The sequence below is a fragment of the Streptomyces sp. MUM 2J genome, assembly GCF_022414535.1.
Classification (GTDB): Bacteria; Actinomycetota; Actinomycetes; order Streptomycetales; family Streptomycetaceae; genus Streptomyces.
This window is the reverse complement of the sequence record NZ_JADWYM010000001.1, coordinates 1-20,293: the sequence shown is the minus strand read 5'-3', so window position 1 is coordinate 20,293 and position 20,293 is coordinate 1. Positions and strand designations below refer to the sequence as shown.

Here is a 20,293-nt window from a genome sequence, read left to right as displayed (position 1 = left end):
AGCCAACTGCGCCTGGTGATCCGTGCATTGACCCGAGGAGCAGGTGGGGTGGCCCGTAGAGGATGCTACGGCAGCCGGGCCCCGAGGGGGACGAAGACCGCGCAAATACGCGGAAGATGCCCCCGTCGGTCCCCCTTCGGACCATGATGTCCCCGGCGGTCACGACACGGCGGCGGAGTCGCGCGCCCCGACGACGGCGGGTGCCGTGGAGTGCGGCAGCAGCGCACGCGGGTCCGCCGGCAGGAGCAGGTCCACCTCCGCGCCCTCGCAGAACCGGTACGGCCGGTGGGACAACCAGCACCCCAGGTACCTGCGCACCCGGGACATCTCGGCCCGCACGGTCACCGTCCGGGCCGGGTCGCCGAACATGTCCTCGGCCAGGCCCGCCGCACTGCGGCCGGCGCGGTGGACGGCCAGCAGGTACAGCAGTTCCGCGTGCCGGGGGCTGAGTTCGTGGCTCCAGGAGCCCGCGCCACCGGTGACCGTCACCGTCCAGCCGCGCTGCCGGGAGAGGTCCAGCACGATCCGGGCGGCCCCGTGCGACAGGGCGTCGCCGGCGTCGTCCAGGTGCCGCAGCAGCCAGCCCCCTGCCAGCGGCTCCACCGCGCAGAGGCCCAGGGCGGGCAGCCACCGGTGGCCCGCGGCGAGCGACTTCGGCAGGGCGACACGGCTCGCGTACGGCATCCCCGTCACCGCCGCCGTCCAGCCGTGCCGGTCCACCGCCACCGCCCGGCCGCCCAGCCGCGCCAGGAGCGGCGCCGAGGTCGCCCGCAGCCGTTCCAGGGACTCCAGGTGCCTCTCCCTCAGCCGCGCCTCGGCGAGCCGGGCCACCGAGTCGACCCAGGCGAGGGTCGCCGGATGCATCGTGTCCAGCGGCCCGCTGACGTCGACCACGCCGAGCATGCGCCCGTCGCGCGGATCGGTGATCGGGGCTCCCGCGCAGGTCCACGAGGCGTGCGAACGCACGAAGTGCTCAGCGGCGAACACCTGCACCGGCCGGTGCACCACCGCGGGCGTCCCCACCCCGTTGGTGCCGACGACGTCCTCCCGGCAGTCCGCCCCCGGCCCGAAACCGAACCCGTCCGCCTTGCGCAGCACCGCCGGGGAGCCCTCCCGCCACAGCACCCGCCCGTCGGCGTCCGCGACCACCATGATGTGCCGGGCGGGACCCGTCACCGACAGCAGGCCCCGCCGCAGCACCGGCAGCACATGCCTGAGCGGCGACTCCTCGCGCCGCCGTTGCACCTCCTCGTCCGTCAGCGTCCCCGACCGGAAGCCGTGTTCCGGGTCCACCCCGCTGCGCAGCACCCGTCCCCAGGACTCCTCTATGACCGGCCGCGGCGCGACGGTCGTGCGCCGCCCGGCCAGCGTCGCCTCGCGCACCCTGCTGAGCGCCCGCGCGGCACGCGCCGCGTCGACGGCGGCCAGATGCGTCACGTTCAAGGGCGTCTTCGCCACTGGATCCTCCCGGCAAGGACGTGCGACACGGATGTCAAGCCCTGCGGCCGATACTCTCCGGTCCTGTTCGGCTGGTGTCGCCGCGTGTCCCCATACTGCCGCCCGCCCGTGACGGAGGGGCACACTCCGCTCACGCGGGCCGACAAGTTGCAACCCCTTGCAACTCTGGTGGAGCGCTCGTGTGCTGACCGAGACTTGAGCCACGCCGTCCCGAGCGGCGTCCCCGGCGTCGAACGGGCCCACGCGGCGGGGGTGGTGCCGTGTCGGCGCAGCACCACCCCCGCGTCATCCGACCGGGCGGGCCCGCTCCACGACGGCCGCCAGGTCGAGTGCGGACGGCAGTGTCCCGAAGGCCGCGCCGCCGTCGCCGCCCAGCCGCGCCGCGCAGAACGCGTCCGCGACCTCGGACGGCGCGAACCGCACCAGCAGCGACCCCTGGAGCACCAGCGCGATCCGCTCGGCCAGCCGCCGGGCGCGTCCCTCGACGTCCTCCAGGCCTCCCAGCTCCGTCAGCAGGTTCTTCGCCGCGGTGTCCAGCCGGTGGTCGGCCCCGCGTGCCCGCCCGATCTCCACCAGGTAGGCGTCCAGGGACCGCGGCTCGCGCCGCAGCACCCGCAGCACGTCCAGCGCCTGCACGTTGCCCGCGCCCTCCCAGACCGAGTTCAGCGGCGACTCGCGCACCAGCCGGGGCAGCCCCGACTCCTCCACGTAGCCGTTCCCGCCCAGGCACTCGGCGGCCTCCACCGCCACCGGCGCACACCGCTTGGTCACCCAGTACTTCGCGGCCGGCAACGCGATCCGCAGCAGTGCCCGCTCCTGCTCGCCGCCGTCGTCGTACGCCGCCGCGAGCCGCAGCGCCAGCGTCGTCGCCGCCTCCGACTCGAGAGCCAGATCGGCCAGGACGTTGCGCATCAGCGGCTTGTCGACCAGCCGGCCGCCGAACGCCTCCCGGTACGTGCAGTGGTGCACCGCCTGCGCCACCGCCTGCCGCATCAGCCCCGCCGAGCCGAGTACGCAGTCCAGCCGGGTCGCCGCGACCATCCCCATGATGGTCGCCACCCCGCGCCCCTCCTCACCGACGCGGCGCGCCCAGGTGCCGTCGAACTCGACCTCCGCCGACGCGTTGGAGCGGTTGCCGAGCTTGTCCTTCAGACGCTGGATGAGAAAGACGTTGCGGGACCCGTCCGCCAGCACCCGCGGCACCAGGAAACAGGTCAGCCCCCCGGTTCCGGTCCCTGGGGCCGCCTGTGCGAGCACCAGGAAGGCGTCCGACATCGGCGCCGAGCAGAACCACTTGTGCCCGGTCAGCGCATACGTCCCGGCCTCGGCGAGCGGACGCGCGACGGTCGTGTTGGCGCGCACGTCGCTACCGCCCTGCTTCTCCGTCATGCCCATCCCGAACAGCACGCCCGCCTTCAGCCGCGCGGGCCGCAGTTCGCGGTCGTAGATCATGGACGTCAGCCGGGGCTCCCACTCGGCGGCCAGCTCCGGGTCGGTGCGCAGCGTGGGCACGGCCGCGTGGGTCATCGACAGCGGGCATCCGTTGCCGGCCTCGACCTGCGACCACACCAGGAACCCGGCCGCCCGCCGGACATGCCCGCCCGGCCGTGTCCACGCCGCGGTCAGGCCCGCCGCGACCCCCTTGCCGAGCAGCCGGTGCCAGGCCGGATGGAACTCCACCTCGTCGATCCGCCGCCCGTAGCGGTCGTGGGTGCGCAGCCGTGGCGGGAACGCGTTGGCCTGCACGCCCCACTCCTGGAGCTGCGCCGACCCCGCCGATCGGCCCAGTGCCGACAACTCCCCGCGCACCTCGCCGAGCAACTCGGGGTCCAGGTGCCGCTCGACCGCCGCCACCAGGGCACGGTCGGCGGAGAAGACGTCGTACCCGGTCAGCGGCTCGGGCTGGTTGCTCACCGTGTGCGTGCTGCCTGCCATGTCTCGCAACCTACCCGCCGGCGGGCCGGTCGAGACCGGCCCGACACGGCCAACCGCGGCCGGCGGACGACCCCCGGTGCCACCAGGGGTGAGTGCACCACGTCCCGGCGGATACCTTTAGGGCGTGCAGCCAGCAAGTCAGTCACCCGAGCCGCTCGGCAGCCCCTCCGGCCGTCTCCACCGGGCGCGTGCCCTGTACCGGAACGTCTCCAAGCGCAGGACCGCCTGGCTGCTGCTGAAGGACACCGTCAACTCCTGCATCGAGTACCGCATCCTCGGTCTCGCCGCGGAAGCGGCGTTCTTCACACTGCTGTCGGTGCCGCCGCTGCTGCTCAGTCTCATCGGCCTGCTCGGCTACGTCGACGACTGGACCGGTACCGACACCATCACCAGCCTGGAGAACAACCTGCTGGAGGCGTCCCGGACCGTCCTGTCCGACAAGGGCGTCCGGCAGATCGCGCAGCCGATCCTCGACGACGTGCTGGCCGGCGGCCGGCCCGATGTGATCTCCATCGGCTTCCTGTTCGCGCTGTGGTCCGGCTCCCGCGCGGTGAACGTCTTCGTCGACACGATCACGGTCATGTACGGCCTCGACGGGGTGCGGGGCATCGTCAGGACCCGGCTGATGGCGTTCCTGCTGTTCGTCGTGGCGCTGCTGATCGGCTCGATCGCGCTGCCTCTGATGGTCGCGGGCCCGGACGCGGTCGTGCGGATCGTGCCCTGGTCGGCGACGCTGGTCCAGGTCCTGTACTGGCCGGTCGTCATCGTCCTGTCCGTCGCCTTCCTGACGACGCTCTACCACGTGTCGGTCCCGGTCCGCTCCCCCTGGATCGAGGATGTGCCCGGTGCCCTGGTCGCGCTGGGCATGTGGGTGCTCGGCAGCTTCCTGCTGCGCATCTACCTCCAGCACACCATCGAGGGCGCGACGATCTACGGCTCGCTCGCCGCCGCCGTCGCCGTGCTGCTGTGGATCGGCATGTCGGCGTTCGCTGTGCTCGTGGGAGCCGCGGTCAACGCGGCGATCGACCGCGTGTGGCCGGCCGCCGCGACAGCCGCGGCCCGCGCCGCCAACGAGCGCCTGCGCGAGGAGGAGGCCGCCGAGTACGTCGCCCACCTCGCCGCCGTCCGCGCCCACGAGGATCCCGACGACCCCGCCGACATGCCCTCGGAGTTCCCCGAGCGCTGGTCGCGCTTCCTGCCACCGGAGGACCTGTCCGGCCGCCTGCGCACCCATGCGCGCAGTGCGCACCACGCACCGAAGGCCACCGCGGAGGACCCGTCCGCGGACAAGTGACGCCGGACCGCCGCCCCGGCCCGCGCCTCCGCCTTCGTCGCCACCCCGGCTCCGCCGCCCGGCGTCCCGCAGGCCCCGGGCAGGGCCGTTCCGCCACCGCCGACCCGGAGATCCGCCCCTGCCGTCGACGGCAGGCCAGGGGGCGGCGCCGCTTCAGCGGCCCGGGGCTCGTCCGCCCCGCGGGCCCGGGTCCGGTGGCCTCGCGACCCCGGCGGTCGGCGGGGCGCCACTCGCCGACTCGCCGACTCGCCGACTCGCCGACTCGCCGACTCGCCGACTCGCCGACTCGCCGACTCGCCGACTCGCCGACTCGCCGACTCGCCGACTCGCCGGCCCGCCGGTCCGTGGCTTCGGTGTGGGCGGCCGCCGGCTCGGGCCGGGCCGGGGTCAGGGCGTCCAGGCGCCCGCCGCGGCCGCCTCCCGCACCACGTCGGCGAAGTCCCGCGGTTCGCGTCCCAGCACCTGCCGCACGCCGTCCGACAGATAGGCGTTGCGCCCGTCCAGCAGCTGCTCGAACAGGTCCACCAGGAACCGGGTCTCCTCCGCCGGCATCCCGGCCTCCGCCAGCCGCCGGCCGTACTCGGGTGCCGGGACGGGCCGGTAACGCAGCTCCCGCCCGGTCGCCTCCGCCACGGCCGACACCGCCTCCCCGAACGTCAGCAGCCGTGGCCCCGACACCGCCAGCGCCTGCCCCGCGTACCGCTCGTCACCCAGTGCCGCGACCACCACCTCGGCGACGTCCCCGACGTCGACGAAAGGCTCACGTACCTCACCGGCCGGGAACACCAGCTCCCCGGTGCGCCGCAGCTCCTCGGCGAGCGGCCCCTCGCTGAAGTTCTGGGCGAACCACGCGGCCCGTACCACCGTCCAGTCCGCTCCGGACTCCCGGAGCGCCTCCTCGGCGGGGCGCGCGCCCTCCTCGCCGCGCGCCGACAGCAGCACCAGCCGCCGCACGCCGAGTGCCACCGCCCGGTGCGCCAGCAGACCGACGCCCAGCGCCGCCTCCGGCGCGCCCACGTCGAAGGGGTACACCAGGTAGGCCGCGTCCGCCCCGCGCAGCGTGTCGGCCCAGGTGGCGCGGTCGTGCCAGTCGAAGCCGTGGGCCCGGGAGGCGGGCCGCACGGTGGCTCCAGCGGCGTCGACGGCCTGCGCGACCCGCCGGCCCGTACGGCCGGACGCGCCGGTCACCACGACCGTCAGGTCGTTCACGTTCGTGTCCTTCGCAAGCTCTGTCATACCTCCAGTGAACTCCCGTCCACCGTCCGGGCCCATCGGTGAGCGCCTTCAGCCCGGGCGGTGCTCGACCGCCTCCCCGCCGCCGCGCCCCGGGTACCCGCGGGCGCGCGGCGTAGCCTGAGGCGCATGTACGCGGAGAGGCCGTCCCGGCCGGCCGGAGCGGTGGTGTGGACGAACACCCCGTCCGGGCCCTCGGGGCAGGACGTGCTGCCCGACGGCTGCATGGACCTGCTGTGGAGCGAGGGCCGGCTGCTGGTGGCGGGACCGGACACCCGGGCGTACGCCACCGCGAGCCCGCCCGTGACCTGGTCCGGGATACGGTTCCGCCCTGGTGTGGCACCCGCCCTGCTCGGCGTCCCCGCCCACGAACTGCGCGACCGGCGCGTGGATCTGGCCGATCTGTGGCCCGCGGGCAGGGCCCGGCGACTGGGCACGCTCGTCGAGGCGGCGGCCGACCCCGAGGCCGGCCTGGAGGCGGCGGCCCTCACGCTCGCGGCACAGGCCGACGTGTACGACCCCCTGCTCGGCGGGCTCGTCGCGGCCCTCGACGCGGGCCGTCCCGTGGCCGCCACGGCCGACGAGCTGGGCATCGGGGCGCGCCGGCTGCACCGCCGTTCGCTGGCGGCGTTCGGTTACGGGCCGAAGACCCTGGCCCGTATCCTCCGCTTCCGGCGTGCTCTCGCCCTGGCCCGCTCCGGGATGCCCGGGGCGGACACCGCCGTCCGCGCCGGGTACGCCGACCAGGCTCATCTCGCGCGCGACGTGAAGCAGCTGGCCGGCCGGACACTGAGCGAACTACTCGCCGGCCGCTAGCGGGGCGAACAGGTCCACGCCGTTGCCGTCCGGGTCGTGCACGACGGCGTACCGCTGCCCCCAGAAGGCGTCCCACGGTTTGAGCTCGCCATGGTGACCGGCGCCCACCAGCGCCTCGTACACCGTGTCGACCTCGCCCGGCCCGTCGCAGCGCAGCGCGAGCGACGCGCGCGGGCCGCCGGAGGGTGGACGCCAGCCGGGGTGGAAGGAGCGCACGCCCTCCTCGGTGTCCAGCAGCAGCCGTAGCCCGCCGGGCAGTTCGGCCTCGGCGTGCGGCTCCCGCTCGGCCCCCTCGGGGAAGGAGAACCCGAGCCGGCGGTAGAAGGAGACGGAGGCGGCCATGTCGGAGACGACCAGCCCGACGGCATCGAATCGTGGAGTCATACGGCCACCGTAGGCAGCGCCCGGCGGCCCGGTCTTGAACGAATCGGACAGCGGCCTGCACGGTCCGGCGGACGGGGCCGCCGACGGGCGCCCGCCCGGGGCGGACGCCGGGCGCGGCGTCGGGGTGCCTGCGGCCACCCGTCTGCTGGAACGCGGCATCCCCTGATTCCGCCCGGCCGCCGGGTACGGGTCAGGCGCCCGGGGCGAGGTGTGGACCGCGGCGGCGCCGGGAGGGGGGCCCGTGGGGAGGGCGACCCGCACAACGGCAGCGTCTCCGCCTGACCTGCGGGTCTCACGGTGGGTCCCCCCGGCCGCGGGGCGGCGGTGCTCACCGCGTCCCCCGTGCCGCGGACCTCCGGACCCACGGCGGCACGGCGGGCCGCGGCGGCGAGGCAGGCTGCGACCACGCGGGCCCGCCCGAGGCCCGTCCGAAGGTCCACCAGCGGGCAGAAAGCGATTGCTTCCCTGGTGGGGGACTTCCTCACGCGAACGGGCAGGGCGCCGCGGTTCCACCGGATCCGGGTGACGGAATACCCGGCTCCGGTGCCATGCTCTGGTGATACCGGTGCACGTGTGCTGCGAAGGGCTGGTGGGCACATGACGGCAGGCCAGGCTGACCCCGTGGTCAGGACCCCCTACGGGCGGGTGCGCGGCAGGTACGAGGACGGCATCGCCGTCTTCAGGGGTATCCCCTACGCGGCGCCTCCCTTCGGCCCCCGCCGGTTCCGCCCCCCTGAGCCGCCCGAGCCGTGGGGCGGCGTGCGCGACGCGGCGGCCTTCGGCCCGACGCCCCCGAAGCCCCCGTACTCCGAGGCCTTCGACAAGTACCTGTCCGACCCGGTCGTGCCCGGCGACGACTGTCTCAACCTCAACGTGTGGACGCCCGACCCCGGCCCCGGCGCCCGGCTGCCGGTCATGGTCTGGCTGCACGGCGGCGCCCTGACCCGCGGCTCCTCCGCCGTTCCCGTCTACGACGGCCGGGCCTTCGCCCGGGACGGCGTCGTCCTGGTCTCGGTCAACTACCGCCTGGGCGTCGAGGGCTACGGCCTGTTCCCGGACGCCCCCGCCAACCCGGGGCTGCGCGACCAGCTCGCCGCCCTGCAGTGGGTGCACGCCTCGATCACCGCCTTCGGCGGCGACCCCGGTCGGGTGACGCTGTGCGGGCAGTCGGCCGGTGCCATCAGCGTCGGCGCGCTGATGGCCGCCCCGCAGGCGCACGGTCTGTTCCGCCGGGTCGTCCTGCAGAGCGGGCCGCCGGAGGCCTTCGACCGGGACAAGGTGCGGCGCATGGTACGCCGCATGGCGACCCGGCTGAAGATCCCGGCGACCGCACAGGCCTTCGCCGAGGTCGACCGGGACCTGCTGCTGCGGACCCAGACCGAGGCCGGCCGGCTGAGCACCCCGGTGCTCGGCGGACCGTCCTTCGGCATCGTCGTCGACGGCGACCTGGTGCCGCGCGACCCGCTCCAGGCACTGATCGACGGCACCGTGGCGCCCGGCGCCGAACTGCTGATGGGCTGGACCCGGGACGAGTACCGGCTGTGGCTGGTGCCGGGCGGGCTGCTGGAGCGCGTGGACCGGCTCGGCCCGATGGCACTCGCCGGCGCCATGGCGCGCTGCCACTGCGGGCACGAGGTCCCACGCGGCTACCGCGCACTGAACCCGCGGGCCGGCACCGCCGAGATCGTCGGCCAGATGGTCACCGACCATCTCCTGCGCCTGCCGATGCACCGCCTGGCCGGGGCCCGGCCCGGATCGTCGTACGTCTACGAGTTCGCCTGGCCGTCGCGGCTGCCCGGCCTCGGCGCCTGCCACGCGCTGGAACTCGGGTTCGTCTTCGACACCGGCGAGACGCCGGAGTCCGCGAAGCTCGCGGGCCCGGGCGGTCCGCGCGAGCTGGCGGAACAGATGCACGGCGCCTGGGTCCGGTTCGCCGCCGGGGGAGACCCGGGCTGGGAGGCCTGGGACGCCACACACCCGGTACGGATCCTCGGTGAGGCCGCACCGACGGCGCCGGACGGCGGGCCCCGGGCAGACGGCTCCGGCCCGCGCGATCTCCGGGACCCCTACACCGCCCGCGGCCACCGGGACGCCGAACTCGCCCTGTGGGCCTCCGCCGAGCCCACCCCGGGGGAGTCCGTGCTCGCGTCGGGCCCGGACCCCGATTCGCCCGCGCGCGGCACGGAACGGCGTTCGGCGGTGCAGCGGCTCCGGCGCTCCGTCGGCGTCCGCCGGCACTGACCCCCGCACCCCGTCCGGCGGCTCCGGGCCCCGCGCACGCACCGCCGGGCGCCGCCGGCTGCACCGCGCCGCCGAGGTCCGCCGGGCCGCCACTTCGGGCGCCCTCGGTCCATCCCCGGCAGCGCATCGGCGGGTGCCCGCGCTCCGGCCGAGGGCGCCCGGCCGGGGCGAGAGCGCTGCACCGCCGGTCCCGGCCCGCGCCCACCCCGGTCGCGCCGCCGGCAGGCCACGCTCCGGCGCACCGCCGACCCGCCGTGACGTGTCACCCGGGTCGGTCCGCCAGGGCCCGTGCGATCGAGGCGATGGCCGCCGGCCCCACCCGGCAGCAGCCGCCGATCAGCCGCGCCCCCGCGTCCCGCCAGCCGAGGACCTGACCGGGGGTGAACGTGGAGCGGCCGTCCCAGCGGCGCGCCCCGGCGTCCCAGCCCTCACCGCTGTTGGGGTAGGCGACCACGGGCTTGCCCGTCACGCGCGCCGCGATCTCCACGGCGGTCCCGACGTCCCGCGGGGCACAGCAGTTGACGCCGACCGCGACGACGTCGTCCGCGTCCGCGGCCAGCGTGAAGGCCTCCTCCAGCGGCTGCCCCGCCCGGGTGCGGGTCCCGTTCACGGTGTACGACAGCCAGGCGGGCACACCGAGCCCGCGCACCGCCCGCAGCAGCGCCGCCGCCTCGTCCGTGTCCGGCACGGTCTCCAGGGCCAGCACGTCGGGCCCGGCCGCGGCCAGCACCTCCAGCCGGGGCCGGTGGAAACGCTCCAGCTCCCGCAGGCTCAGCCCGTAGCGCCCCCGGTACTCGGACCCGTCGGCGAGCATCGCTCCGTAGGGACCTGCGGACGCCGCCACCCACAGCGGCCGGGTCGTCCCCGCACCCCGGGCGTGTCGTACGGCCTGCCGCGCCAGCTCCACGGCGAGCGTGAGCAGCCGGGCCGCCTCCGCGCGGCCGATCCCGCGCCGGGCGAATCCCTCGAACGTGGCCTGGTAGCTCGCGGTGATCGCCACATCGGCGCCCGCCGCGAAGTAGGTCCCGTGCGCCTCGGCGATCGCCTCGGGCCGCTCCGCCAGCAGCCGCGCCGACCACAGCGCGTCGCTCAGGTCGTGCCCGGCCGCCTCCAGCTGGTTGGACAGGCCGCCGTCGAGGACGACCGTCCCGGCGGCGAGGGCCTCGGCGAGGGTGGGGCCGCAGGTCATGCCGTCGACGGTAGCCGAGTGAGCGCGGTCGCGGGCCATACGGTGGCCGGCTCCCCCGCGGGCCCGGGCGGCCGTCCCGGTGGCTGACCCGGGGACGCCGGGCCAGGGGGCGGGCCCGGGTGACGTCGGCTGCCGCCCGCATGCCGCTGCTTTCCCCTGTCCGCTTGGACGACCGCCCCGCACGATCCGCGCACGACCTCGCTGATCCGCCATGTGACGAGACAGCGGGAGACGGCTTCCCGGCAAGCGTCCGGACAACGGGGGCGGTACGACGCCGAGGACCCGGTCGTTCGCCCGGCGTACCCCTGGGGCCGGGCGGTGATGCCGCCGGCGCCGGATCCGAGGACGTACCCGAAGTCCACCGGTTCCTGCTGGTCAGGCGTGGCTCTCGGGCTTCCTGCCGCTCGGTCCGTGCCCGGCCTCGCGGGGCCAGTGGGTGAGGGCCGCGTGCAGGGCGTCCACGGCCTTGTCCCACGACCGTTGCACGTCGCGGGCAGCGGCGAAGCCGCCGGCCGCCTCCAGGGCGCAGTACCCGTGGAAGGTGCTGCGCAGCAGGCGCACCGCGTCGGTGAGGTCGGGCTCCTCCAGGCCGTAGGAGCGGAGCACGCCGTAGGTGATCTCGGCCGTACGGCGCATGACGGGCGTGCCGGCGAAGGCGGCCGGGTCGATGCGGATCTGGGTGGCGGCGTAGCGCCCCGGGTGGGTCAGGGCGTACTCCCGGTAGGCGTCGGCGAAGGCGGTCAGCGCCTCCTTGCCGGCGCGCCCGGCCACGGCGGCCGCGATCCGGTCGATCATCTCCCCGCCGGCCAGCAGGGCGATCCGCGTCCGCAGTTCCTGGAGGTTCCTGACGTGCGAGTAGAGGCTTGCGTCCCTCACCCCGAAGCCCCGTGCCAGCGCGGACAGGCTGACCTGGTCGAACCCGGCCTCGTCGGCGAGATCGGCCGCCGCCGCGACGAGACGGCCGACGGTGATACCGGCACGGGCCAAGGGGAACCTCCGAGAACCAGCAGAACCTAGGGCCTCTAGGCGGAAGCCTAGCCGACGAAGGGCTGATGGGGCCGTCAGGGCGGCCCCGGAGGCGGTGCCTGCGCTGCCGCCGGACACCCCCGTGCCGGGGGATGCCGCGCGACGCGAGGGGACCCGGCCCCGACGGCTCCGGAGACAGGGCATAACGTGAGGAGTCGTACGCCTGTGGGAGGAGAGACGGATGGGCAGCCGCACCGCGCTGGTCGAGGATCTGATGGAGCGCTTTCCGCATGTGCCGCGGGAGGCCGTCTTCAAGGAGGACCTGCTGCGCGGCGGGGTCGCCTTCGACCCCTCGGCGCTCAGTGACACCGCCAACGAGGCGGCCGGCGAGGTCAAGCCGAAGTCCTACTTCATCTTCTCCTTCGACCACGGCACCCTGCCCGAGCTGGGCGAGGCCGCGCTGCGCCGCCCGCCGGAGGAGATCATCCTCACCGGAGGCCCGTACGACCTGCGCCGGACCGTGGTGTCCGTCCGTGTGAACCCGGCGTCCCCCTACCGCGTCGCCGCAGACGAGGAGGGCATGCTCGGCCTGTACCTGGACGGCAGGCGCATCGCCGACGTCGGCGTGCCGCCGATGCCGGAGTACTACCGGCACACCCTCTCCAGCGGGAAGTCCGTGATGGAGGTGGCCCCCACCATCCAGTGGGGCTACCTGATCTACCTCACCGTCTTCCGGGTCTGCCAGTACTTCGGCGCCAAGGAGGAGTGCCAGTACTGCGACATCAACCACAACTGGCGCCAGCACAAGGCCGCCGGCCGCCCCTACACGGGCGTGAAGGACGTGGAGGAGGTCCTGGAGGCGCTGGAGATCATCGACCGGTACGACACCCAGAGGGCCTCCACCGCCTACACGCTCACCGGGGGTGCCATCACCAAGTCGGTCGCCGGACGCGACGAGGCCGACTTCTACGGCCACTACGCCAAGGCCATCGAGGAGCGCTTCCCGGGCCGCTGGATCGGCAAGGTCGTCGCGCAGGCGCTGCCCAAGGCGGACGTGCAGCGCTTCAAGGACTACGGCGTGCAGATCTACCACCCCAACTACGAGGTGTGGGACCGCCGGCTGTTCGAGCTGTACTGCCCGGGCAAGGAGCGGTACGTCGGACGGGACGAGTGGCACCGCAGGATCCTCGACTCGGCCGACGTGTTCGGTGCGCGCAACGTCATCCCGAACTTCGTGGCGGGCGTGGAGATGGCCGAGCCGTTCGGTTTCACCGACGTCGACGAGGCCATCGCCTCGACCACCGAGGGCCTGCGCTTCTTCATGTCGCACGGCATCACACCCCGGTTCACCACCTGGTGCCCGGAACCCACCACCCCGCTCGGCAAGGCCAATCCGCAGGGCGCGCCGCTGGAATACCACATCCGCCTGCTGGAGGCCTACCGCGCCACCATGGACGAGTTCGGCCTGTCCTCGCCCCCCGGCTACGGCCCGCCCGGCCCCGGTCACGCCGTCTTCTCCGTCAGCTCCTTCATGGACAGTCTCCCGGCGCAGGATCCGGCCGTGGCGCGATGAGCACCCCGCGGGCCGTCTCCGCGCACAGGGCGCGGAGACGGCCCGCGACATCTGAACAGGGCGCTTGTCAGTTGTGTCGGAGGCGTGAAAGGCTCGGACACCACTGCGAGGGTTCCCGCAACTCAGTTGCCAGTGCAGTGAGTTGACCTCGCCTGTGGATGCAGGAGACCCATTGCCCGACCTGCCGACTCCCCAGGACGCCACCGAGGCTGCGCAGTTCACCGAGTGCTGGGACGCCGTGCTGTCCTACGCCGACCTGTGCACGTCGGGCTCCGCCGCCGCGCAGGCCCTGGCCCGGGAGGCGTTCGCACTCGGCTTGCGCCAGGCACGCGACGCAGAGCCGGTCAACCGGCGCGCGCCCGGCCGCCGCCCCGACCGGCTGCCGCGGATCCCGCTGCTGCTGACGGCCGTCCGCACCACGGCAGCCGGCTGGGAGGCCGCGGGAGAGGGCCACCGGCTCGACCCCGACCTGCGCCTGTGGCTCAACTCGGGCCGGGCCGCCCGCTGCACCGGCCCGCCGCAGGGCCGTCCCCTCGCCCTGCGCGCGCTGCGCGACCTGCCGGAAACCGACGCCGAACTGCTCTGGGCGGCTGAGGTGGAGGCGCTGCCGCCGCACGTGGCCGCCCGTGGCCTCGGCCTCGACCCGGCCGCCGCGGCCGACGCCCTCGACCAGGCACGCACCCTGTTCCGGGACCGATGCCGCAGGGGCCACCTCGACGCCCGGCTCGCCGCCGAGTGCCGCAGCTACGCGCGGCTTCTCGACGCCGTCACCCGCCGGCCCGGCACCGACACCCCCGACGACCTCTCCCGGCACCTCGCGACCTGCGTCGACTGCGCCGAGGCCGCCGCCTGCCTGCGCCTGCACGACGGGACCCTGCCCGCGGCCCTGGCCGGGGGAGTCACCGGCTGGGGCGGACCGGCCTACCTCGAACGGCGCCGCCGCGCCGCCGAGGCGCGTCTGTGCGCGGGACGCCCCGAGGACCCGGCGGCCGACCGGCACGGCGAAGCGGACGCCGGAGCCCGCTTCGCCCGCGGCGGACTGCTCGTCACGGCCGGCCTGGTCTCCGTACTCGCGCTCGCCGTCTCCCTGATGCCGTTCGGCTCCGCGGACGACGCCGCGGCCCGCCCCGAAGACGTCGGCCGCCGGCAGGCCACCGACGCCATCCCCGGCCTGCCGCCCGCCTCGCCGACACCCGCCCGTACCCTCGCCCCCCGGTCCACCCCGTCCACGCCCACACCCCCGCCCACGACGCGCGCCACGCCCGCCACCGGTACGCCACCCGCCGGCCGTGAAGCCCCCGCCCCCGAGCCGCAGGGCACCACCGTGTCGACCGCCCCCGGCCAGGGCGGAGAGCCCTCTGCGGCAGCCGGCTGCGCGGTCGACTACCGCGTCCTCAACCAGTGGGCCAACGGCTTCCAGGCCGCCGTCACCCTCACCACCGCCGACGCGCTCGACGACTGGAGCGTCGCCTGGTCCTTCCCCGACGGCCAGCGCATCACCCAGATGTGGGACGCCCGTTTCTCCCAGTCCGGTCCCGGCGTCACCGTCGGCGCCACCGGCTACAGCACGCCCGTCCCGGTCGGCGGCACCGTATCCTTCGGCTTCCTCGGTACCTGGCAGGGCCGGAACGCGGACCCGAAGGGCTTCACCCTCAACGGGCAGACCTGCCGGGCGGGGTGAACGGGCGGTCATGACGAACGGGTGGTCACGACGAACCGGCCGCGCGGGCCGTGTCCTGGTACGGCCAGGGCGAACGGAGGCGCAGCGCGCCGTGCCGCCGGGATGCCGCGCCGGTGAGGCACGGCCCGGCCGCCGCGCCCCGAGCCGTACGGGACCGGGGCCCCGCGCGACCGGACGGAGGGAGCGCGCGGAAAAGCGGTTGACCCGGGACGCGGCGGTCCCGCTAGGGTGAGGGCGTTGCGCGCGGTGGCAGTCGGCCACCGCGGGCCGCGTACAGGGACGAGGAGGTGTCGACCGATGGCTGTCTTTGCGCCGGGCGCTGCCCGCAGCCAGGAATCCGTCCAGTCCACCTCCGTGGCCACCGGCTGACCTCACCCTGTTTCTCCGCGCCCGTCGGCGCGTGCCGGTGCCGCCCTCGTGAAGGGTCACCCTTGACTTCCAGCTCTTCCCGTTCATCCGGTTCTTCCGGTTCATCCGGTTCCCTCTCCTCCTCGCCCACGTCGTCCGCGGCTCCGCGCGACCTGACCGCGTACGGCTGGGACGAGGCCTGGGCCGAAGCGTTCGCCCTCCACGCCGCCGAGGGGCTGCTGCCCGGCCGCGTGATCCGGGTCGACCGCGGACAGTGCGACGTCGTCGGCGCCGGCGGTGTGCTGCGTGCGGACACCGCGTTCGTCACCCCGCACGACCCGATGCGGGTGGTGTGCACGGGCGACTGGGTCGCGGTCGAGCCGGGTGGCAACCCCCGCTACGTCCGGACCTGCCTGCCCCGCCGCACCGCCTTCGTCCGCTCCACCTCCTCCAAGCGGTCCGAGGGCCAGATCCTCGCCGCCAACGTCGACCACGCGATCATCGCGGTCTCCCTCGGCGCCGAACTCGACCTCGGCCGCATCGAGCGCTTCCTCGCCCTGGCCTGGGAGTCCGGGGCGCAACCCGTGGTCGTGCTCACCAAGGCCGATCTGGTCCCCGACGCGGTGACACGGTCGTACCTCGTCCAGGACGTCGAGACGACGGCTCCCGCAGTGCCGGTCCTCGCCGTCAGCGCGGCACGGGGCGAAGGCCTCGACGTGCTCACCGCGCTTGTCTCCGGCGGTACGTCCGTGCTGCTCGGGCAGTCCGGCGCGGGCAAGTCCACCCTCGCCAACGCGCTGCTCGGGGAGGACGTGATGGACGTGCAGGCCATCCGCGACATCGACGGAAAGGGCCGCCACACCACGACCACCCGCAACCTCCTCGCCCTCCGGGGCGGCGGCGTCCTGATCGACACCCCCGGCCTGCGCGGCGTGGGGTTGTGGGACGCAGAGACCGGAGTCGGGCAGGTCTTCTCCGAGATCGAGGAACTCGCCGCGCGGTGCCGGTTCCACGACTGCGCGCACGACAGCGAGCCGGGGTGCGCGGTGCGGGCGGCCATCGAGGACGGTGACCTTCCCGTGCGCCGGCTGGAGAGCTACCGCAAGCTGAAGCGCGAGAACCAGCGGATCGTCGCGAAGACCGACGCGCGACTCCGGGCTGAACTGCGCAAGGACTGGAAGCGGAAGGGGGCTCAGGGGCGGGCGGCGATGGAGGCCAAGCGGGGACGCCTGCGATAGCCGCACTCCGGTCCGGGCCCCGGTCCGGGCCGGACCTCACGGCGGGGGCCGGGTCCGGCCCCCGCCCCGGCCCGGACCGGCTCCTCCCGCCCTGGGAGGAGCCGCCCGCCCTCGCCGGACCCTCCCCGCACGGGTGCGCGGCGCGTCCCCGTCCCACCTTCACGTCCGAATCCCGCCGGTCCGGGCCGCGCCCCGGGCGCAGACTGGAAGACGTGATGGACGAGGACACCAGGTACGAGGCGGTGCGGAGCCGGGACGCCCGGTTCGACGGGGCGTTCTTCTTCGCCGTGACGACGACCGGCATCTACTGCCGGCCCAGCTGCCCCGCCGTCCCGCCGAAGCGGCGCAACGTGCGGTTCTTCGCCACGGCCGCCGCCGCGCAGGGCTCGGGGTTCCGGGCCTGCCGGCGGTGCCGGCCCGACGCGGTGCCGGGCTCGGCCGAGTGGAACGCCCGCGCCGACGTCGTCGGACGGGCCGTGCGGCTGATCGGCGACGGAGTCGTCGACCGGGAGGGCGTGAGCGGCCTGGCCGCCCGCCTGGGATACAGCGCCCGGCAGGTGCAGCGGCAGCTCACCGCCGAGCTGGGAGCCGGCCCGGTCGCCCTGGCCCGCGCCCAGCGAGCGCACACCGCACGCGTGCTGCTGCAGACCACCGGCCTGCCGATCACCCGGATCGCGTTCGCCGCCGGCTTCGCCAGCGTCCGCCAGTTCAACGACACCATCAGGGACGTGTACGCGGACACCCCGACCGGACTGCGCGCCGCCGCCCCCCGGGGCAGCCGTCCGGACACCCCGGGCGCCGGGATCCCGCTGCGGCTCGCGCACCGCGGGCCGTACCGGTCCGGCCCCGTCTTCGACCAGCTGCACCGCGAGGCCGTGGCCGGGGTCGAGGAGGTCACCGGCCCACCGGGAGAGCGGGTGTTCCGCAGGGTCCTGCGGCTGCCGTACGGCACCGGGACCGTCGCCGTCGACGAACGGCCCGGCATGCCGCGGCCCGGCCGCGGCGCCCACCCGGGCGGCTGGCTGGACGCGCGGCTGCACCTCACCGACCTGCGCGATCTGAGCACCGCGGTGCAACGGCTGCGCCGCCTCTTCGACCTCGACGCCGACCCGTACGCCGTCGACGAGCGGCTGGGCGCCGACCCCCGTCTCGCCCCGCTGGTCGCGGCGCGGCCCGGCCTGCGCGCGCCGGGCACCGCCGACCCCGAGGAGTTCGCCGTGCGGTCCCTGGTGGGCCGCGCCGAGGCCGAACGGCTGGTCCGGCGCTACGGCAAGGCCCTCGACGCCCCCTGCGGCAGCCTCACCCACCTCTTCCCCGAACCGGGCGTCCTCGCCGGCGCCGACCCCGACAGCCCACTGGGCGCACTCGGCGCCGCCCTCGCCGACGGCGCCGTACGGCTGGACGCCGGCGCCGACCGGGACGACGCGCAGCAGGCCCTGCTCGCCGTCCCCGGCGTCGGCGCCGCCACCGCCGCGGCCGTCCGTGCCCGCGCCCTGGGCGACCCCGACGTGGCGCCGCCCGGCGCCGACCTTCCCGACGGCTGGCGCCCCTGGCGCACCTACGCCGTACAACACCTGCGCATCGCAGGGGGACTGGAGTCTCCATGACCGCCCCGACCCACTGGACCGAGGTAGGCAGCCCGCTGGGCCCGCTCCTGCTGACCGCCGACCCGGACGGCCGGCTCACTTCGCTGTCCGTGCCCGGCCAGAAGGGCGGTCGCGTGCTCCGGGACGGCTGGGTGCACGCACCCGGACTGTTCACGGCGGCCCGGGAGCAGCTGGCCGCGTACTTCGCCGGCGACCTCAAGGAGTTCGCGCTGCCGCTGCGCCCGCACGGCACGGCCTTCCGCGAACAGGTGTGGACGGCCCTGGACACCGTGCCCTACGGGACGACCGTCACGTACGGCGAGATCGCCGCACGCATCGGTGCCTCCCGCGCCGCCGTGCGCGCCGTCGGCGGCGCGATCGGCGCCAATCCACTGCTGATCGTGCGGCCCTGCCACCGGGTGATCGGTGCCGACGGCTCGCTCACCGGCTACGCCGGCGGACTGGAGCGCAAGGTCCGGCTGCTCACCCTGGAGGGCGCGCTCTAGGAGACGTCGTCAAGGTGTCAGACCCCCCTCAGGAGCGATGCGAGGGTGACGCAGACCGGATCCCGGCCGCAGGACCCGGGGCCCACCACCCCCTCGGCCCCTCTCGGCCCCCCTCGCCCACCTCAGCCCCCGAACACCGCCCCCAGCCACGCCCCCACGATCAGCAGGCACGCGAACAGTTCCGCCAGGACGCTCCAGCCACCCGACCGCATCGCCGTGCGCAACGCGGACCGCGCCTGGCCGTGCCCGCCCAGACGCAGCCGCTCGGACAGGTAGATGCCGGCCAGGAAGCCCGGGACCGCGCCGACCACCGGGAGCAGGACGAAGCCGGCAACGGCACCGACCCCCGCGTACACGGCCATGCGAGGGGTGGCGCCGCTCGTGCGCAGCCGGCGCGGCGGCAGCGCCCACCGCACCACCTGCGCCAGCAGCAGCGCCGCGGTCGCCCCGACCAGGACGCTCCAGGCCACCGGCTGCGGGTCCTGCAGCGACCACCACAGGATCGCGGCCCACACGAGCCACGACCCCGGAACTCCGGGCACCAGCACTCCGCACAGGCCGAGCAGCAGCACCACGCCGATCAGCAGGAGTTCCCACGCTCCCATCTGCCCAGAGTGCCGGACGCGGGGAGAACGCGCAGGTGAAGGCGTACCCCCTCGGCCCCCTCCCGGGAAGAGGGAGGCTCCGGCGGGGACGGCTGCCCCGTCCGGGTCGCCCAGCCCCGTCCGCGGGCGTGCCAGCCCCGTGGCAGCAGGGTCGTCACGCCGGTCAGCTCGATCAGCCGCCTCACCCGGCGCCACACGGCCGGCAGCCCCGGCCGAGCCACTCGGCGACGCTCGCGGCGGTCAGCCCGGCCGTTCGGCGGGGAGAGGGTCTCCAGGCCGGTGCGGTCCGGACCCCGCGGACCCTGCCCGGTCACGCCGGACCGGCCGAACCGCAGCGGTGGCGCCTTGCGCCGCCAGGACGCGAACAGGCCCGACGACGCGGTCACCCGACACACCGTCCGGCGCGGACCGGCGTGCCGGATTTTCCCGATGCCCCGTTTCCACATGCCCCGCGCGGTGGACAATTAGGGGCATGAGCCAGCAGGGGGGTAGGCCCGCCGGGCAGGGGGACGACTGGTGGGCACAGCTGTACGACGACGTCACCGAGGACACGGGTGCCACGCCCACGCCCGACTCCCTGGACGACCGCTTCGCGTCCGCGGCCGGCACGCTGGGGCAGCCGCCGGTTCCCCCCGCGCCGCCGCCGGCGGATCCCGTTCCCCCGCGGCGGCACCCCCAGACGGGCCGTGCCGGCGGGGCCGAGCCACCCCCCGACGGCGCGCCCCGCTCCGGGACGGACCCCGGCACGGCCCGGCGCACCCGGCCGAGGGCTCCCTGGGAGCCGCCGCCCCCCACTCCCGAGGCCCCGGCGACCTTCCCTCCGGGGCCGATGCCCCCGGGATTCGCCGGGAGGGCGCCCGGAGGCCGCACGCCCCCTCCGGGCGCAGGAGCGCCCGTATCGGTGGATCCCGACACGGCCGCGGTGCCGGCCGACGCCGTGCCTGCGCCCCCGTGGCCGGACCCGCCGGACGTCCCACCGCGCCCCGGTGGCGCAGCCCGGGAGGACCGGACGCCGGCGCCCCGGGGACCGGCCCGGACCGATGGAGCCTCGGCAGGTGGTCCCCGTCCGGGGAGTCCCGCCGGCCGTGGTGCTGCGGGCGCCGGTGCGCCCTCCCGGCGCGGTCGCGCCGCCGAGCCCGCGCCGCCCGCCGGGAAGGAGGTCGCCGGGGAGGTCCCTCCCCCCGCCGGACCCCCCGCCCCGCAGACCGCCCCGGGGGGCCCCGGCGTCCCGGGTCCGCGG

The 20,293-nt window shown here is 75.5% G+C and carries 15 protein-coding genes; 8 read left to right on the top strand and 7 right to left on the bottom strand.

From position 1 onward, the window contains the following. Positions 1–159: 159 nt before the first annotated feature. A complete protein-coding gene (locus tag I3F54_RS00075) occupies positions 160–1,458 on the bottom strand; it encodes a GAF domain-containing protein (RefSeq protein ID WP_240116362.1) in 1,299 nt (432 codons plus the stop codon). A 285-nt stretch (positions 1,459–1,743) separates the two neighbouring features. Then, a complete protein-coding gene (locus I3F54_RS00070) occupies positions 1,744–3,393 on the bottom strand; it encodes an acyl-CoA dehydrogenase family protein (RefSeq protein WP_240116361.1) in 1,650 nt (549 codons plus the stop codon). 124 nt (positions 3,394–3,517) lie between these two features. On the opposite strand from I3F54_RS00070, the gene I3F54_RS00065 reads away from it, so the two are divergent. After that, positions 3,518–4,687: a YihY/virulence factor BrkB family protein gene (locus tag I3F54_RS00065; protein ID WP_240116360.1), complete on the top strand. Its 1,170-nt coding sequence runs from the start codon at positions 3,518–3,520 to the stop codon at positions 4,685–4,687. 387 nt (positions 4,688–5,074) lie between these two features. On the opposite strand, the gene I3F54_RS00060 is transcribed toward I3F54_RS00065, so the two are convergent. Beyond that, positions 5,075–5,923, bottom strand: coding sequence for an NmrA family NAD(P)-binding protein (locus I3F54_RS00060; RefSeq protein ID WP_240116359.1), 849 nt, complete (start codon positions 5,921–5,923; stop codon positions 5,075–5,077). Positions 5,924–6,049: 126 nt separating this feature from the next. On the opposite strand from I3F54_RS00060, the gene I3F54_RS00055 reads away from it, so the two are divergent. Then, positions 6,050–6,736 (top strand): DUF6597 domain-containing transcriptional factor, encoded by a 687-nt coding sequence (locus I3F54_RS00055; protein WP_240116358.1) that lies wholly within the window; start codon positions 6,050–6,052, stop codon positions 6,734–6,736. Here the strand turns inward: I3F54_RS00055 and I3F54_RS00050 are convergent. Then, positions 6,719–7,120, bottom strand: coding sequence for a VOC family protein (locus I3F54_RS00050; RefSeq protein WP_240116357.1), 402 nt, complete (start codon positions 7,118–7,120; stop codon positions 6,719–6,721). The genes I3F54_RS00055 and I3F54_RS00050 overlap by 18 nt on opposite strands. A gap of 597 nt (positions 7,121–7,717) precedes the next feature. On the opposite strand from I3F54_RS00050, the gene I3F54_RS00045 reads away from it, so the two are divergent. Beyond that, positions 7,718–9,361 (top strand): carboxylesterase/lipase family protein, encoded by a 1,644-nt coding sequence (locus I3F54_RS00045; RefSeq protein WP_240116356.1) that lies wholly within the window; start codon positions 7,718–7,720, stop codon positions 9,359–9,361. A 262-nt stretch (positions 9,362–9,623) separates the two neighbouring features. Here I3F54_RS00045 and mmuM read toward each other — a convergent pair whose 3' ends face one another. Together mmuM and I3F54_RS00035 are read right to left on the bottom strand one after the other, a co-directional pair. After that, positions 9,624–10,550 (bottom strand): homocysteine S-methyltransferase, encoded by a 927-nt coding sequence (gene mmuM, locus I3F54_RS00040; protein WP_240116355.1) that lies wholly within the window; start codon positions 10,548–10,550, stop codon positions 9,624–9,626. A gap of 375 nt (positions 10,551–10,925) precedes the next feature. Next, a complete protein-coding gene (locus I3F54_RS00035; protein ID WP_240116354.1) occupies positions 10,926–11,537 on the bottom strand; it encodes a TetR/AcrR family transcriptional regulator in 612 nt (203 codons plus the stop codon). A gap of 220 nt (positions 11,538–11,757) precedes the next feature. Between I3F54_RS00035 and I3F54_RS00030 the strand changes: the two genes are divergently transcribed. The 5 genes from I3F54_RS00030 to I3F54_RS00010 all read left to right on the top strand — a co-directional run bounded on the left by I3F54_RS00030 (position 11,758) and on the right by I3F54_RS00010 (position 18,448). After that, positions 11,758–13,089 (top strand): radical SAM protein, encoded by a 1,332-nt coding sequence (locus I3F54_RS00030; RefSeq protein ID WP_240116353.1) that lies wholly within the window; start codon positions 11,758–11,760, stop codon positions 13,087–13,089. 172 nt (positions 13,090–13,261) lie between these two features. Beyond that, positions 13,262–14,770 carry a cellulose-binding domain-containing protein gene (locus I3F54_RS00025; RefSeq protein WP_240116352.1) on the top strand — a complete coding sequence of 503 codons (1,509 nt, stop codon included), beginning with the start codon at positions 13,262–13,264 and terminating at the stop codon, positions 14,768–14,770. A gap of 431 nt (positions 14,771–15,201) precedes the next feature. After that, positions 15,202–16,356: a ribosome small subunit-dependent GTPase A gene (gene rsgA, locus I3F54_RS00020; protein ID WP_374205819.1), complete on the top strand. Its 1,155-nt coding sequence runs from the start codon at positions 15,202–15,204 to the stop codon at positions 16,354–16,356. A 215-nt stretch (positions 16,357–16,571) separates the two neighbouring features. Then, entirely contained in the window at positions 16,572–17,963 is a 1,392-nt protein-coding gene (locus I3F54_RS00015; RefSeq protein ID WP_240116736.1) for a DNA-3-methyladenine glycosylase 2 family protein, read from the top strand. Next, the gene (locus I3F54_RS00010) at positions 17,960–18,448 is read left to right on the top strand and encodes a methylated-DNA--[protein]-cysteine S-methyltransferase (protein WP_240116351.1); all 489 of its coding nucleotides are present in this window, start codon (positions 17,960–17,962) and stop codon (positions 18,446–18,448) included. Before I3F54_RS00015 ends, I3F54_RS00010 begins: the two co-directional genes overlap by 4 nt. 122 nt (positions 18,449–18,570) lie before the next feature. Here the strand turns inward: I3F54_RS00010 and I3F54_RS00005 are convergent, their stop codons facing one another. After that, positions 18,571–19,053: a DUF456 domain-containing protein gene (locus I3F54_RS00005; RefSeq protein WP_240116350.1), complete on the bottom strand. Its 483-nt coding sequence runs from the start codon at positions 19,051–19,053 to the stop codon at positions 18,571–18,573. Positions 19,054–20,293 lie beyond the last annotated feature (1,240 nt).

What these genes read in the sequence shown, in the direction of transcription:
- mmuM (WP_240116355.1), bottom strand. Translation starts at nt 10,550, where the DNA reads ATGACCTGCGGCCCCACCCTCGCCGAGGCCCTCGCCGCCGGGACGGTC.
- I3F54_RS00010 (WP_240116351.1), top strand. Translation starts at nt 17,960, where the DNA reads ATGACCGCCCCGACCCACTGGACCGAGGTAGGCAGCCCGCTGGGCCCG.
- I3F54_RS00045 (WP_240116356.1), top strand. Translation starts at nt 7,718, where the DNA reads ATGACGGCAGGCCAGGCTGACCCCGTGGTCAGGACCCCCTACGGGCGG.
- I3F54_RS00015 (WP_240116736.1), top strand. Translation starts at nt 16,572, where the DNA reads ATGGACGAGGACACCAGGTACGAGGCGGTGCGGAGCCGGGACGCCCGG.
- I3F54_RS00005 (WP_240116350.1), bottom strand. Translation starts at nt 19,053, where the DNA reads ATGGGAGCGTGGGAACTCCTGCTGATCGGCGTGGTGCTGCTGCTCGGC.
- I3F54_RS00055 (WP_240116358.1), top strand. Translation starts at nt 6,050, where the DNA reads ATGTACGCGGAGAGGCCGTCCCGGCCGGCCGGAGCGGTGGTGTGGACG.
- I3F54_RS00060 (WP_240116359.1), bottom strand. Translation starts at nt 5,923, where the DNA reads ATGACAGAGCTTGCGAAGGACACGAACGTGAACGACCTGACGGTCGTG.
- I3F54_RS00050 (WP_240116357.1), bottom strand. Translation starts at nt 7,120, where the DNA reads ATGACTCCACGATTCGATGCCGTCGGGCTGGTCGTCTCCGACATGGCC.
- I3F54_RS00030 (WP_240116353.1), top strand. Translation starts at nt 11,758, where the DNA reads ATGGGCAGCCGCACCGCGCTGGTCGAGGATCTGATGGAGCGCTTTCCG.
- I3F54_RS00070 (WP_240116361.1), bottom strand. Translation starts at nt 3,393, where the DNA reads ATGGCAGGCAGCACGCACACGGTGAGCAACCAGCCCGAGCCGCTGACC.